The following is a 15,268-nucleotide window of genomic DNA, read 5'->3' on the forward strand; positions in this document are numbered from 1 at the left end:
GTTCACTTAGCCAGTATGGAACTGGCGGCTTGTAAAAAATTACAAAAATTTATCTGGAGTTTTTATGAAGATTTTATTGGTGGGTAACCATACCTGTGGAAATCGTGGGGATGGCGCGATTTTACGTGGACTGATTGATTCATTGCAGGCCGCGCGTGGGGATCTGGATATCGATGTCATCAGCCGCTATCCAACCAGCTCCGGATATTTACTGCAGCAGCACATCCAGCAGGATTCGCTGTTTCTGCACAACAGTAAGGCGCCAAAAGGGCTGGTCAGCAGCCTGAAGCGCAAAGTCGCCAACCGTCTGATGCCGGACATCATGATGGCACACCTCGGCAAAGGTGGCGTGTATAAGTCCTTTTCGGTGCCGCCGCATCTGGCTGAATTCACCCGCAGCCTGGCGAAATATGACGCCATCATTCAGGTCGGCGGCTCGTTCTTCGTCGATCTGTACGGCGTCACCCAGTTCGATCACGCGCTGTGCGCGCTGATGGCGAAGAAGCCGCTGCACATGATCGGTCACTCGGTGGGCCCGTTCGAAAACCCGCGCGTCAATGCGCTGGCAAACTTTGTTTTTGATCGCGTCGACAGCCTGGTGCTACGCGAAGAGGTCAGCCTCGATCGCCTGAAGCAGGATGGCGTGACCACCAGCCGGGTGAAGAAGGGCGTGGACACCGCGTTCCTGGTGCAGGCGCGTGAGGTGGAAAATCCGAGCCACAACCTGCTGCACTGGCAGAACATCATTCAGTCGCGCAAAACCATCGCCATCACCGTGCGTGAGCTGGCACCGTTCGACAAACGTCTTGGCGTTACGCAGAAAGAGTATGAAGCCGCGTTTGGCCGGGTGATCAACGCCATGATCGCCGAAGGCTATCAGGTGGTGGCGTTCTCCACCTGTACCGGCATCGACAGCTATGCCAAAGATGACCGTATGGTGGCGCTGACGCTGCGCGACCACGTTGAGCAGCCGGAGCACTACCATGTGATCATGGACGAGTTCAACGACCTGGAGCTCGGCATCCTGCTCAGCCACTGTCATCTCACCATCGGCACGCGCCTGCACTCAGCAATCATCTCCATGAACTTCGGCACGCCAGCCGTGGCCATCAACTACGAGCACAAATCGCTCGGCGTGATGAACCAGCTGGGTCTGCCGCAGATGGCCACCGATGTGCAGAGCCTGATGGATGGCTCGCTGATCGACAAAGTGCAAACGGTGCTGGCGGACTATGACAACGTGAAGCAAAAAGTGAACACCGCGGTGGCGCAGGAGCGTGAAATCGGCAACCGCATCACCGAAGAAATTCTCAACGTCCTGGGGTAAGTGATGAAGCTAACCTTTTTCACCATGCGTTTTCCGGTTGCCTCTGAGACGTTTGTCCTCAATCAGGTGACGCATTTCATCGATGCCGGCTATGACGTCGAGATCATCTCGGTGTTTCCGGGCGACATGATCAACCGTCATGCCGCGTTCGATGAGTACAATCTGGCGGCGAAAACCCACTATCTGCTGCCGGAAGAGAAGGTATCAAACCTCGACAAACTGACCCAGCGCATCGGGCTGATGCTGCCGAAAATCGCCAAACCGGCGCTGCTGAAGTCGCTCAATGTTGGCCGCTACGGTGCGCAGGCGAAAAAGCTGCTGCTGCCAGCCATTGTCGCAAACGCCCGGCAGACCTTTACCGCCGATGTGTTCCTGGTGCACTTCGGCTATGCCGGTGCGCTGGCGAATAAACTGCGCGAGCTGGGGGTACTGAAGGGCAAGCAGGCGACGGTGTTCCACGGTGCGGACATCTCGCGTCGCCACATTCTCGAAGAGCACAAACAGGATTACATCAACCTGTTCAGACAGAGCGAACTGATGCTGCCGATCAGCCATCTGTGGGAGAACAAGCTGATTGAGATGGGCTGTCCGCGCGAGAAAGTGCACGTCACGCGTATGGGCATCGAGCCGGAGAAGTTTAACTTCCAGCCGCGCGACGCGTTCCACAAACCGCTGCGCATCGTTTCGGTGGCGCGCCTGACCGAGAAAAAAGGACTGGATGTGGCGGTCAAAGCCAGTGAAATCCTGCGCGATAACGGCGGTCAGTTCCAGTTCACCATCATTGGTAACGGCGAGCAGGACGGCATGATGCGCGAGCACATCGCGCGTGCTGGCCTGGAAGACATGGTGACCATGCCAGGCTTCAAGCCGCAGGAGGAGATTCGTCAGGCGCTGAGCGAGGCCGATATCTTCCTGCTGCCGTCGAAAACCGCCGCCGATGGCGATATGGAAGGCATTCCGGTGGCGCTGATGGAAGCGATGGCGGTCGGCCTGCCGGTGGTGTCCACCTACCACAGCGGCATCCCGGAGCTGATTCAGAATAACGTCAGCGGCTGGCTGGTATCGGAAAATGATGCCGACGAGCTAGCGGACACGCTGCTGCGCCTGTCGCGCGGCGACGTTGACGTTGCACCGGTGGTGGCCGCAGCGCGCCATAAAGTGGAAACCGAGTTCAATCAGCACATCGCTTACGGTGAGCTGGCGAAAATTCTGGAGCGCATGGTGTGAGTGGATTAAAAAAACAGGCGGTGTGGCTGTTTGGCAGCACCTGCTTTGCCGCGCTGCTGCAGGTGCTGCAGCTGGCGGTGCTGGCGCGCAAGCTTGAAGCGCACGAGCTGGGTTTGCTGGCGATCATCAACGCCATTCTGGCGGTGGCTACCGTGCTGCAGGACATGGGCATGAGCAGCTACATCGTGCATCGTCAGGAGATTACACGTCGTGAGCAGAGCACCATTTACTGGGTTAACGTCTCGCTGAGCTTCTGTACCGGTCTGATCATGCTGGCCATCGCCTGGCCGGTGGCGTGGTTCTACCATCTGCCGGAGCTGACAGCGCTGATTATGCTCACCAGCCTCAACTTCCTCGTGCTCGGTCACCTGTCGCAGTATCAGGCGCACTATGTGAAAACCAAACGCATGGTGACGCTGGCGAAGATTGAGATGGGCACCAAGCTGTTTGCATTCCTGTGTACGGTGGCGATGCTCTATTTCACCTCCCTGACGGTAGCGGCAGCGATTCTCGGGCTGTTCATCAACGCCTTCACGCGCATTCTCTGCATGATCTACTTTGGCGAGAAGTCGTGGCGACCAACGTGGGAGTTCGACGGCAAAACCTTTGTCAGTGCGGTGCGTTACGGTATCTATCAGCTGGGTTCACAGACCATTAACCAGCTGCGTACTCAGGCCGATGCGCTGATCGTCGGTAAAGTGATGGGTGCCGAGATGCTGGGGGTTTACTCACTGGCGAAAGAGCTGATTCTGCAGCCGCTGAAACTGGTGTCGCCGGTGATTAACCGCCTGGCGCTGCCGCGCTTCGCCGAGAAGCAGCACGATCCCGAGCAGCTGAAAAAACTGTTCCTCAAGGGCACCTTCGTCATCATGCTGTTCAGCAGTGCGATGTACCTGGCGATTGGTATTCTCTCTCCGGTGATTGTGCGTGTGCTGTACGGCGCTTCGCACGAGCAGGTGTATCACCTGATCCCGCTGATGCTGCTGTTCGGTATGCTGCGCCCGATGGGCGGCCTGACCGGCGCGATCTCCCAGGCGAACGGACGCACCAACGTCGAGTTCTACTGGAATATCTTCGCCAGCCTGGTGGTGGTGGTGGTGCTGGCGACCACGTGGATCTGGCCGAATGTGATTTACGTGGCGCTGACGCTGTCGATTTCACAGGTGCTGATCTCCGCCTTCGCGCATCCGTTCTTCATCAAACCGGTGATTGGCATCCGCTTCATGCCGTATGCGCGCCAGTGGGTGTCGGTGTCGGTGGTGTTTGTCGGCCTGATGCTGCTGGTGAATCATTTCAACCTGTTCGTGATGCCCGAGTGGTTTGAGGGCTGGCTGTAAGCGGTGATGACAGGGGCGGTCGTTGGCAATGACAACACGTTTGTCAGTAAAGCTCTGAAACCGTGCAGCAACCGTTGCACATTTGGTAGCGGCGCAATTTATTGCGCGATAAATCGCGCCGCTACGAATTTTATGCGATTTGTATTTGCTGTTACTGAACGGCATTACGCCATTTTGCGACCAAACCCTGACGCCATCGGTCAAAACAACATCTTTAATCGCCGCCAGCCTTTTCCGCTGCGATACCACACCTTCGCCCTAATGATGTTTCCGCAACGCCGGTCTGAACGCTCAACAATCCCTGGCCTCACCGGTCATCGCCTTGCACTCTGCCTTCCACTGTTTTTCAGCCATTTAGCCACTTTTTTTTCCCGCCTGATTACCGGGTGGCAGATGGACTTTTTGACGATTTTTTATGTGTTGACAGAGAGTTAGTGCCGGTTTTTCAGATAAAGATTATACTTGCTCAACCGGCCGATCCTGCATAATCGACCCCACGTATTCACTTCATGAAATGGAATAAATATGACCAAGCTTAAAGCAGTAATCCCGGTTGCGGGTCTCGGTATGCATATGCTCCCTGCGACTAAAGCCATTCCGAAAGAGATGCTGCCTATCGTCGATAAACCAATGATTCAGTACATTGTCGACGAGTGCGTGGCGGCGGGCATCAAGGAGATTGTGCTGGTCACCCATGCTTCCAAAAATGCAGTGGAAAACCACTTCGATACCACCTACGAGCTGGAAGCGCTGCTTGAAGCGCGCGTGAAACGCCAATTGCTGAGCGAAGTGCAGTCAATCTGTCCGCCGGGCGTGACTATCATGAACGTGCGTCAGGCGAACCCGCTGGGTCTTGGCCACTCGGTACTGTGTGCCCGTCCGATGATTGGCGACAACCCATTTGTGGTGGTACTGCCAGACGTGCTGCTGGATGACTCCACCGCTGACCACCTGCGTTACAACCTTGCCGCGATGGTGGCACGCTTCGAAGAGACCGGCCGCAGCCAGGTTCTGGCGAAACACATGCCGGGCGAAGACCTGTCCGAATATGGCGTGCTGACCACCGAGCAGCCGCTGGATAATCCGGGCGATATCAGCACCATCACCAACTTCGTGGAAAAACCTGAGCATCCGTCCGAGCTGAACTCAGACCTGACCGCCGTGGGCCGTTACGTGCTTTCTGCGGATATCTGGGGTGAACTGGAGCGCACGGAGCCAGGTGCCTGGGGCCGTATCCAGCTGACCGATGCCATCGCCTCTCTGAGCCAGAAAAAACCGGTTGATGCCCAGCTGCTAACCGGCACCAGCTTCGACTGCGGCCGTAAACTCGGCTACATGCAGGCATTCGTCTCTTACGGTCTGCGCAACAACACGCAGGGCCGCGATTTCCGCGAAGCAATCCAAAAAATTCTGGCAAAATAATCTCTTTCCCCGCCGCGCAGGTTGCGCGGTTTTAAAGGAGTACACATGGCTATTTTGGTAACGGGCGGAGCAGGGTACATCGGCTCCCATACGGTGCTGGCGCTGTTAGAGCGCGGCGACGACGTTGTAGTCCTGGATAACCTTTGCAATGCCTCGCGCGAAGCAATCAATCGCGTTGAGAAGCTGGCCGGTAAGAAAGCGGTCTTCGTTGAAGGCGACATCCGCGACCGCGCCTGCCTGCGCGATCTGTTTGCCAGCAATGACATCTCGGCCGTCATCCACTTCGCCGCGCTGAAAGCGGTAGGCGAATCCACGCGCATGCCGCTGGAATATTACGAAAACAATGTCGCCGGGACCGTGGTGCTGCTGGAAGAGATGCGCGCCGCTGGCGTGTGGAACTTTATCTTCAGCTCATCCGCCACCGTATATGGCGCTGACGCACCCGTTCCGTACGTTGAAACGACGCCGATTGGTGGCACCACCAGTCCGTACGGCACCTCCAAGCTGATGATTGAGTTCGTGATGCGCGACTTCGCCAAAGCCGAGCCGAACTTCAAAGCCATCGCGCTGCGCTACTTCAACCCGGTCGGCGCGCATGAATCCGGAGAGATTGGCGAAGACCCAACCGGTATTCCGAACAACCTGCTGCCGTACATTGCGCAGGTGGCGATTGGGCGTCTGGAGAAGCTGGGCGTATTTGGCGATGACTATGCGACGCCAGATGGCACCTGCCAGCGCGACTACATTCACGTTTTCGACCTGGCGGAAGGGCACCTGAAAGCGCTGGATCACCTGCCAAAAGTTGAAGGCTACAAAGCTTACAACCTCGGCGGCGGCAAAGGCTTCTCGGTGCTGGAGATGATCAAGGCGTTTGAGCAGGCATCCGGTAAACAGATTCCGTTCGAGTTCAAACCGCGCCGCGACGGTGATCTGCCGGCGTTCTGGGCGGATGCCAGCCTGGCGAACAAAGAGCTCGACTGGCGCGTCACGCGCGGTATCGATGCGATGATGCGCGATACCTGGAACTGGCAGTCGAAGAACCCGAATGGGTTTGAGTGATTAAGCAGGTAATGAGTAAAAACCCGGCATATGCCGGGTTTTTTTATGGGCAAATAATTTACTTTGATGTTTTTTTGGTCAGGCATTCATTTGCGGGATGCAGAAAAATCCTAATCAGCGCCAGACTAATGCATCAACGTCACAACTCATCATATTGATTTAGTGAAACCCCGCTGCAGCCTTTCATTCTGCGAATCGCCAGCTATATTCTTTCCGACTCAGTAGCTTGCAGTTAACCGCAACGATGAAAAGAAATTAAGATTCGCCGCGTCGGCATCAGACAATAACCATGTTAATTCGGCAGCACAAAATGTATTATTTGCGATGGTCTCAGACAAAGCGGTTGATGCTGCAATATTGACCATAATTAGCCGAGACGGAAAGCACAGGATTGACTTGTTACACAGCATATTGGTTGCTGCAAGCCAAGGGCGGTAGCGTGGCTATTTTTTGTTTTGCTGAAAAATTGTCCCGCTGGAAATGATAGAGCAGTCTAAAAGACACATTAGAGGTTGTGGAATGTTACTTCCCGTAATCATGGCCGGAGGAACCGGCAGTCGTTTGTGGCCCCTTTCACGTGAATTGTATCCAAAACAGTTCATCAGCTTGCACGGACAGCACTCGATGCTGCAGGAGACTGTCAACCGCCTGACCGGTGTCGAAGCGCGAGCTCCGCTGGTCATCTGCAACGAAGAGCACCGTTTCCTCGTCGCTGAACAGCTTCGTCAGATCAACAAACTTTCCCATAACATCATCCTTGAACCGGTTGGTCGCAACACGGCGCCGGCGATTGCTCTGGCAGCGATTAACGCGATTGAGCAAGGCGATGATCCGGTACTGTTAGTGTTAGCCGCCGACCATGTCATTGAGAACCGCGCGGCATTCCACCAGGCCATCACCACCGCAACGAAATATGCCAAGCAGGGGCATCTGGTCACCTTCGGCATCGTGCCCACCGGACCTGAAACCGGTTACGGCTATATTCATCGCGGTGAGCAGCTGGCGGGTGATGAACATGCGCCGTTTAGCGTGCAGCGTTTTGTGGAAAAGCCTAACCTGAAAACGGCTCAGGATTATCTGGCTTCCGGTGAATATTACTGGAACAGCGGGATGTTTATGTTCCGCGCCAAACGTTATCTGCAGGAACTGGAAAAATTCCGTCCTGATATTCTGGATGCCTGCCGCCGTGCCATGGCGAATGTGGCAGAAGGTAACGACTTCATCAGCATTGATAAAGACGATTTCATTGCCTGCCCGGATGAGTCCGTTGATTATGCCGTGATGGAGCAAACGGACGCTGCCGTCGTGGTGCCGCTGGATGCAGGCTGGAGCGATGTCGGATCCTGGTCCGCGCTGTGGGAAGTGAATGAAAAAGATGCAGCCGGTAACTCGCTGAAAGGCGATACCTTCCTGCATAACACTAAAAATTGCTACATCAACAGCGAAGATCAGTTAGTGGCAGCTATCGGCGTGGAAAATCTGGTGATTGTTAACACCAAAGATGCCGTGCTGGTGGCGCGCAAAGATCAGGTTCAGGACGTCAAACGCGTGGTGGAGTTCCTGAAGAGCGAATGCCGTACGGAATATCGTCGTCATCGTGAAACTTACTGGCCATGGGGACGCTGCGATCTGGTGGTCAATACCGGCCGTTTTAATGTAAATCGTATCACCGTTAAACCGGGTGAACGTTTCGAATTACAGATGCATTATCACCGAACTGAACACTGGGTGATCTTATCCGGCACTGCCAAAGTGACTATTCAGGATAAAACCTTATTGCTGACGGAAAACCAATCGACCTTTATTCCTATTGGCCATCAGCACACGTTAGAAAATCCAGGCAAGATTCCGTTAGAGCTGCTGGAAATTCAGTCAGGCTCCTATCTGGGCGATGACGATTTAATTCTGATTAAAGAACAATTTGCAAGTAAGTAAGGACAGACGAAATCATGGCAGCATTGACCTGTTTTAAAGCTTATGACATTCGCGGTGAGCTTGGCGCGGAATTAAATGAAGAAATTGCATATCGTATTGGTCGCGCTTATGGCGAATTTTTAAAGCCGGAAACGATTGTTGTGGGCGGCGATGTTCGGCTGACCAGCGAAAGCCTGAAAATGGCCCTGGCCAATGGTTTAATGGATGCGGGTACCAATGTACTTGATATCGGCTTAAGCGGCACGGAAGAGATTTATTTCGCCACCTTCCATTTAGGCATTGATGGTGGCATCGAAGTGACGGCAAGCCATAATCCGATGAACTATAACGGCATGAAGCTGGTGCGTGAAGGTTCCCGTCCTATCAGTGGCGATACAGGCTTACGTGATGTTCAGCGTCTGGCTGAAGCTAACGATTTTGCGCCGGTCGATGCAGCGAAGCGTGGCAGCTATAAACAGATTTCGGTATTGGATGCCTATGTCGATCACCTGATGGGCTACATTGATCTGGCAAATTTCACCAAAGCCATGACGCTGGTCATCAACTCGGGTAATGGCGCTGCCGGTCATGTTATCGATGAGATCGAAAAGCGCTTCCGGCAGGCGAATGCACCGGTCACCTTCGTTAAAGTTCACCATGAAGCGAATGGCAACTTCCCGAATGGTATTCCTAATCCCTTACTGCCAGAGTGCCGGAAAGATACCTCCGATGCGGTGAAAGCGAACAAAGCCGACATGGGCATCGCATTTGATGGCGACTTTGATCGCTGCTTCCTGTTTGACGAGAATGCAGAGTTCATCGAAGGTTATTACATTGTTGGCCTGCTGGCCGAAGCGTTCCTCAAAAAAGAGCCTGGCGCGAAGATCATTCACGATCCCCGTTTGACCTGGAACACCATCGACGTCGTCACTAAAGCGGGTGGCATACCTGTTATGTCTAAAACAGGTCATGCGTTTATTAAAGAGCGCATGCGTGAAGAAGATGCTGTGTACGGCGGCGAAATGAGCGCACATCATTACTTCCGTGATTTTGCTTATTGCGATAGCGGAATGATTCCGTGGCTGCTGGTAGCAGAGTTGCTGGCGGTGAAAGGAATGACGCTGTCTGAACTGGTTGCGGAACGTATGAAAGCATTTCCGTGCAGTGGCGAGATTAACTATAAAGTTAATGATGCAAAAAAAATCCTTGAAAATTTAAAAAGTGAATTTGGACTGGATGCTTTTAAATCAGATACTATTGATGGCTTGAGCTTTGAATTTCCTGATTGGAGATTCAATGTTAGAACATCAAATACTGAGCCATTACTAAGATTGAACGTTGAATCAAGATCAAATAATGGTTTAGTGAAAGAAAAGCTTGAGGCTATCTCTTATTTAATTAAGGCGCAGGAATGAATCTATCTCTTTTTAAATCCTTATGGGGTTATCGTGGGTTCGTTTTAGGTAATGTTAAGCGAGAATTTCAAGCGAAATATCAAAACTCACTATTAGGTGCGCTGTGGAATATACTTAACCCACTATCCATGATAGTGGTTTACACAGTTATATTTTCTCAAGTGATGCATTCGAGGATGCCTGGAGTTACTAATAGCTTTGGCTATAGCATTTACCTTTGCTCCGGTATTTTGACTTGGGGGCTTTTCGCTGAAGTCGTTGGTAGAGGTCAGAATGTATTCCTTGAATATGCTAATCTACTTAAAAAAATTAGCTTTCCGCGCTTATGTTTGCCAGTGACAATTATATGTAATGCTTTATTAAACTTCTCAATAGTTTTTAGCTTATTTACACTATTTTTATTGGTTTCTGGCAACTTTCCGGGGTTAAGTTATTTTTACTTAATTCCAGTGCTTTTAGTATTAATGGTCTTTGCAATTGGCTTGGGTATCACATTAGGTGTATTGAATGTTTTTTTTCGAGATGTTGGGCAATTTTTCGGAATAGCTCTCCAGTTTTGGTTCTGGCTAACTCCGATCATATATCCTGCAGACATATTGCCGGCTAAGGCTCAGCAATACCTATCATACAATCCCATGTATGGAGTAATTACTGCAGCGCAGAATATTCTAGTCAAAAGCGAATCGCCTCAACTGCACCAGTTAATACCTACGTTATTTATCGGGATTATTCTATGCGTAATTGGCTTGAAGTTGTTTCGCAAGCATTCCGGTGAAATGGTGGATGAATTGTAATGGGTAAGATAACAGTTAATAATGTTGGAAAAGCATATAAGCAGTATCCCACAAGGTGGAGTCGTTTAGCGGAATGGTTTCTACCAGGTAAAAGAAAACGCCATAAGCTAAAATGGGTATTAGAAAATATTTCCTTCGAGGTCCATCCTGGAGAAGCGCTGGGTATTATAGGGATTAACGGCGCAGGTAAAAGCACACTTCTAAAAATGATTACTGGTACCACGCAACCAACTACTGGAAAAATTAGTTTAGAAGGTAGGGTTGCAGCTATGCTGGAATTAGGGATGGGATTCCATCCAGATTTTACAGGTAGACAAAATGTAATTATGTCTGGACAGCTTTTAGGATTTAGTCTTGAAGAAATTTATCAGCTGATGCCGGGGATAGAGGAGTTTGCAGAGATCGGAGCATATATAGATCAGCCTGTTCGAGTGTATTCGAGCGGGATGCAAATGAGACTAGCTTTTTCAGTCGCTACAGCTGTTAGACCAGATATTCTTATTGTTGATGAAGCACTCTCTGTTGGTGATGCTTATTTTCAGCATAAAAGCTTCAATAGAATCAGAGAATTCAGTCGTGCAGGCACGACTCTCCTTATAGTTTCGCATGATAAACAATCCATCCAGAGTATTTGTGATAAAGCCATCTTGTTAAACAGGGGCAAGCTGGAGATGGAAGGGGATCCTGAGTCTGTAATGGATTACTACAATGCTCTGTTGGCTGATAAACAGAATCAGAAAATAGAACAAGTTGAGCTTGCTGATGGTAGTATCCAAACTGTATCGGGCAGTGGAGAAGCAACCGTCAAAGATATTCGGATATTAAATCAGAAAGGAGACAGCATTGAATTTATCGATGTAGGTGAAGCTGTTACACTCAAAATAACAGTGGTTGTTAATGAAAATCTGCCGAGACTTGTGTTGGGTTACGGTATTAAAGACAGACTGGGACAAGTAATATACGGAACCAATACTGACTTAAAAAAACAAGCCATAATTGAGGCTAGAAAAGGGTCAGAGTATGTGTTTAACATTAGATTTAACGCTAACTTAGGTCCTGGTAGCTACTCAATTCAAACAGCATTAGTCAGTACGGATACTCACTTAGTTAACAATTACGAGTGGCGAGACTTGGCGATGGTTTTTAACATCATTAACATTAATAAACCACACTTTGCCGGATGCGCATGGATTGATCCAGATATAGAGATAAATTGAAATGCCGATAGTAAGTTTCGCTCAAAACTTTGAAGACGTGATGTTGTGGCGTTCTTTAAAAGATATAACTAATGGATTCTATATTGATATTGGTGCTAATGACCCGCTAATCGATTCTGTTACCAATCTTTTTTACCTAAATGGATGGAGTGGGATAAATATAGAACCACTCAAAAAACATTACGATGCATTAGTTGAAAATAGAGAACGAGATATAAATCTGAACTGTGCTATATCAAATTGCACAAGCGAATTAGATATTTGGGAATCTGATATTAGAGGGTGGGCGACACTGGATAAAAGTGTTGTCGAGCAACATGAGTTAAATGGATTTAAGGGCGTTTGGAGAAAAACGCCAGTAAAAACTCTTAAACAAACAATCGAAGAATCGTTGCCAGCTAATATTACTGATATACATTTTCTAAAAATTGATGTTGAAGGAGTTGAAGAGCAAGTCGTAATGAGTAACGATTGGTCAAAGTATCGACCCTGGATTCTTGTTATTGAATCGACAGCACCAAACTCACAAAATGAAAGTCATACTAGTTGGGAAGAGATATTGCTTGCTAACGATTATATATTTTCATACTTTGATGGTTTGAATAGATTTTATATTAGCAAAGAGCATGAGGAATTACTTCCTAATTTTAAAAACCCACCTAATGTTTTTGACGAATTTATTACTTATGCTGAACATTTGAATAAAGAAGTTATCGCGGAGCTTCAAGATAATCTTCAAGTAATGAATGACGAGGTTAGCTCTCTGAATGAGCTTTTAGTAGACAAGAATGAAGAGTTGCGTATTTTTTTGGATGAAAATATGATCTTGAAAAATAAATTGAGTGAAGTTTACAGCAGCCACTCATGGAAGCTAACATCTCCTTTTAGACGTGTTTCAGCATTTTTAAGAAGGAAATAAATATAATGAAAAACATCCTTTTTTTGAGCACTTATCCATTTGCCAAACCAAGACATGGCGGTCAGATCAGACTTAGCCAGTTAGTCAAGAAGTTCGAGCGAAATGGTTGGAAGACTAGGTCCATCGCAGTATATGAGGAAGAAAGTTTTTTGGGTGACGAACTTGGTCCCTATGATATCCCATTTCCTGTTGATTCCTTATTTAGATCTTACAAGGGACGACACGTTCCACTAATTAATGATCTTTTAACTGGCGCATATGCTACTTCAGATGAAGGGGGGTTCAGTAAAATTTTAGCTAACCTCCCGACAGAAATTGACGTAATTCACGTTGAACAATGTTGGCTCTGGAATCTGGTCGAAAAAATAAAGAGCATTCCAAAATATAAAAACGCGATCGTAGTTTTTGGTTCTCAAAATATAGAGTTTTTATTAAAGAATGATATATTAGAACAATATAATATTGCAGACCGAGACGATGTAATTGAAGACATCAAGCATCTGGAAATGAGAGCCGTACATGAAGCAGATGTAGTAGCTGCGGTGACAAAAAATGATGTTAAGTCTATGCAAGGTTGGGGCCGTGAATCCATTACGTTAGCAGCAAATGGTATTGAACCATGGAAAACGGATACTTTGACCAGTAAATGGGAAAGTAAATTACCTAAATCCCCATGGATGCTCTATGTTGCCAGTGCTCATCCACCTAACTTTACCAGTTTTAATAAAATTATTGGGGAGAGTTTAGCTTGTATTCCGCCTGATAGTAAGCTTGTTATTGCTGGTAGTGTTTGTGAAAATATTTATAAAGAAGTTTTAAAATCGAAATGGGCTAGCATTAATATCAGCCGTCTAGAGTTTTTGTATGTGTTAGATGATGATGACTTAGCGGAAGTTAAGAATAGAGCACATGCATATTTTTTACCTATTGAACATGGTGGTGGTTCAAATCTCAAAACCGCTGAAGCTCTTTACTCAGGCAAGCCAGTAATAGGCACTCTATCAGCTTTTAGAGGTTTCGAAGAATTTTGTGATAGCTCTCGTATCAATATTATTAATAATCCTGAAGAATTCTTTTCAGCAACCAGGCAAGTTTTGACAAGAATTTCACCAATTTTAGATTCCAAAGAGCTTTCCAGCTTAGAAAAGTTAACATGGGACAAAACATTGGATAGTTTGATTCTCGAGGTGGAAAAAGAATATGAGGCTAGTCTAAATGCATAATACTTGGATTGATGTCACAACAATTTTAGGATGGCATAGATCTGCTGTTGGTATTGTCAGAACAGAAGTTGAATGCGCCACGTATGCCTTAAAGATGAATTCATCAGCCTCTGTTAAATTCTGCGCATATAATCCATCAAAAGGTTATTATGAGGTAGAGAAAGGAGTTGTCGAAGAAACAATCAAGCGGATAAATGGACATATTAAAAAGAAAGAAACTTTAATTGCTCAGCCGGGACCGTCAACGATTAATTATAAAGCAAAATTCAAAAGTTTCATTCTTAATTTAATTCGTAAGTTACCAACGAGCTTACAGAGAAGAGTTTTAAACTATCTTCTGCCACGGCGTATTGCGGCTAGTAGTTTGTTAGCTTCCTTAAGATATGCAAAGTTAGCTTTACAGCAGTTGTTAAAACCTAATGCAACTCCCGTAAACGTTCAGCAGCTTGGACATAGGGCTTCTGATAATGTGAATTCACCTTTTAGCCAAGGTGATGAATACATATCAATGGGACTGGATTGGGATCAAAAAGATTTTCAGTATTTATATAGATTAAAAAAAGAACTTAATCTTAAAGTTAAGCTTTTCTGTTACGATGTGATTCCTGTAAAATTACCTCATCTTTGTGTGGGGGACGTTGCTGGAAAATTTTCACATTATTTTTCCGATGTTGCCTGGTGTGCCGATGAAATATTTTGTATTTCTAAATGCTCCAGGGATGATTTGAAAGAATTGTTAGAGCAACTTGGAACGCCTATCCCAAAGTTAACTATCGTTAAGTTAGGTTGTGAAATTAGTGAAGTTGATACGCAACCAGAAATCTCTAATGAAGTACAATTTTTATTGGGCAAAAAATATTTATTATTTGTTTCTACGATTGAAAGAAGAAAGAATCATGAGGTATTATACAAAGCCTATACAAGACTAGTGGATAGCAAGGTCCATGATCTGCCATTACTTGTATTTGTTGGCATGCCGGGTTGGGGTATGAATGATTTTATTACCGATCTGAATCTGGATCCAAGGGTGAAAGGTAATATTATTCAATTGAATAATGTTTCCGATCCAGAATTAACACTGCTCTATAAAAATTGTTGGTTTACAGTTTATCCGTCATTATATGAAGGTTGGGGATTGCCTGTTGCTGAGAGTTTAGCGTTTGGAAAATACTGCCTGGCTTCTTCAGCAGCATCTATCCCAGAAATCGCTGGGGATTTGCTCGATTATGTGGATCCCTGGGATGTGCCCGCATGGTCAAATAATATTAAGTATCTTATTGAAAATCCGGATGTTATAAGGCAGAAAGAGTTAAGAATCAGTAAAGAATATAGTTCGACCAAATGGTCTGATACCGCTGAATCTATATTAGTAAAGTAAAACTGTATTTATGTTTAACCAAAAAAGTGGAATTTC

Annotated in this window: 12 protein-coding genes; all 12 read left to right on the forward strand. The window is 47.6% G+C overall.

The window, feature by feature from the left end:
• Positions 1-64: 64 nt before the first annotated feature.
• Positions 65-1,327 carry a colanic acid biosynthesis pyruvyl transferase WcaK gene (gene wcaK, locus E7738_RS02425; RefSeq protein ID WP_058757295.1) on the forward strand — a complete coding sequence of 421 codons (1,263 nt, stop codon included), beginning with the start codon at positions 65-67 and terminating at the stop codon, positions 1,325-1,327.
• Between the two features lie 3 nt (positions 1,328-1,330).
• On the forward strand, positions 1,331-2,554 hold the full coding sequence (locus tag E7738_RS02430) for a glycosyltransferase (protein WP_058775759.1): 1,224 nt from the start codon (positions 1,331-1,333) through the stop codon (positions 2,552-2,554).
• Positions 2,551-3,891: an MOP flippase family protein gene (locus E7738_RS02435; protein ID WP_394516059.1), complete on the forward strand. Its 1,341-nt coding sequence runs from the start codon at positions 2,551-2,553 to the stop codon at positions 3,889-3,891. Before E7738_RS02430 ends, E7738_RS02435 begins: the two co-directional genes overlap by 4 nt.
• A 525-nt stretch (positions 3,892-4,416) precedes the next feature.
• The gene (gene galF / locus E7738_RS02440) at positions 4,417-5,313 is read left to right on the forward strand and encodes a UTP--glucose-1-phosphate uridylyltransferase GalF (RefSeq protein ID WP_021509335.1); all 897 of its coding nucleotides are present in this window, start codon (positions 4,417-4,419) and stop codon (positions 5,311-5,313) included.
• A 45-nt stretch (positions 5,314-5,358) separates the two neighbouring features.
• The gene (gene galE / locus E7738_RS02445) at positions 5,359-6,372 is read left to right on the forward strand and encodes a UDP-glucose 4-epimerase GalE (RefSeq protein ID WP_394516060.1); all 1,014 of its coding nucleotides are present in this window, start codon (positions 5,359-5,361) and stop codon (positions 6,370-6,372) included.
• A 519-nt stretch (positions 6,373-6,891) separates the two neighbouring features.
• Positions 6,892-8,307 (forward strand): mannose-1-phosphate guanylyltransferase/mannose-6-phosphate isomerase, encoded by a 1,416-nt coding sequence (locus E7738_RS02450; RefSeq protein ID WP_058757298.1) that lies wholly within the window; start codon positions 6,892-6,894, stop codon positions 8,305-8,307.
• Positions 8,308-8,321: 14 nt separating this feature from the next.
• On the forward strand, positions 8,322-9,701 hold the full coding sequence (gene cpsG, locus E7738_RS02455; RefSeq protein WP_394516061.1) for a phosphomannomutase CpsG: 1,380 nt from the start codon (positions 8,322-8,324) through the stop codon (positions 9,699-9,701).
• The gene (locus E7738_RS02460; protein ID WP_058757300.1) at positions 9,698-10,495 is read left to right on the forward strand and encodes an ABC transporter permease; all 798 of its coding nucleotides are present in this window, start codon (positions 9,698-9,700) and stop codon (positions 10,493-10,495) included. Before cpsG ends, E7738_RS02460 begins: the two co-directional genes overlap by 4 nt.
• A complete protein-coding gene (locus E7738_RS02465; RefSeq protein WP_058757301.1) occupies positions 10,495-11,712 on the forward strand; it encodes an ABC transporter ATP-binding protein in 1,218 nt (405 codons plus the stop codon). The genes E7738_RS02460 and E7738_RS02465 overlap by 1 nt, the downstream gene beginning before the upstream one ends.
• Position 11,713: 1 nt before the next feature.
• Positions 11,714-12,631: an FkbM family methyltransferase gene (locus tag E7738_RS02470; RefSeq protein WP_088516593.1), complete on the forward strand. Its 918-nt coding sequence runs from the start codon at positions 11,714-11,716 to the stop codon at positions 12,629-12,631.
• A 5-nt stretch (positions 12,632-12,636) separates the two neighbouring features.
• A complete protein-coding gene (locus tag E7738_RS02475; RefSeq protein ID WP_394516062.1) occupies positions 12,637-13,854 on the forward strand; it encodes a glycosyltransferase in 1,218 nt (405 codons plus the stop codon).
• Entirely contained in the window at positions 13,847-15,232 is a 1,386-nt protein-coding gene (locus E7738_RS02480) for a glycosyltransferase family 4 protein (RefSeq protein WP_104189692.1), read from the forward strand. The genes E7738_RS02475 and E7738_RS02480 overlap by 8 nt, the downstream gene beginning before the upstream one ends.
• Positions 15,233-15,268: the final 36 nt, after the last annotated feature.

It is taken from the genome of Pantoea sp. SGAir0430 (assembly GCF_043549295.1).

Bases quoted from the DNA above. Each gene is read 5' to 3' on its own strand.
- wcaK (WP_058757295.1), top strand. From the start codon at position 65: ATGAAGATTTTATTGGTGGGTAACCATACCTGTGGAAATCGTGGGGAT.
- cpsG (WP_394516061.1), top strand. From the start codon at position 8,322: ATGGCAGCATTGACCTGTTTTAAAGCTTATGACATTCGCGGTGAGCTT.
- E7738_RS02460 (WP_058757300.1), top strand. From the start codon at position 9,698: ATGAATCTATCTCTTTTTAAATCCTTATGGGGTTATCGTGGGTTCGTT.
- E7738_RS02480 (WP_104189692.1), top strand. From the start codon at position 13,847: ATGCATAATACTTGGATTGATGTCACAACAATTTTAGGATGGCATAGA.
- galE (WP_394516060.1), top strand. From the start codon at position 5,359: ATGGCTATTTTGGTAACGGGCGGAGCAGGGTACATCGGCTCCCATACG.
- E7738_RS02465 (WP_058757301.1), top strand. From the start codon at position 10,495: ATGGGTAAGATAACAGTTAATAATGTTGGAAAAGCATATAAGCAGTAT.
- E7738_RS02430 (WP_058775759.1), top strand. From the start codon at position 1,331: ATGAAGCTAACCTTTTTCACCATGCGTTTTCCGGTTGCCTCTGAGACG.
- E7738_RS02470 (WP_088516593.1), top strand. From the start codon at position 11,714: ATGCCGATAGTAAGTTTCGCTCAAAACTTTGAAGACGTGATGTTGTGG.
- galF (WP_021509335.1), top strand. From the start codon at position 4,417: ATGACCAAGCTTAAAGCAGTAATCCCGGTTGCGGGTCTCGGTATGCAT.
- E7738_RS02450 (WP_058757298.1), top strand. From the start codon at position 6,892: ATGTTACTTCCCGTAATCATGGCCGGAGGAACCGGCAGTCGTTTGTGG.
- E7738_RS02475 (WP_394516062.1), top strand. From the start codon at position 12,637: ATGAAAAACATCCTTTTTTTGAGCACTTATCCATTTGCCAAACCAAGA.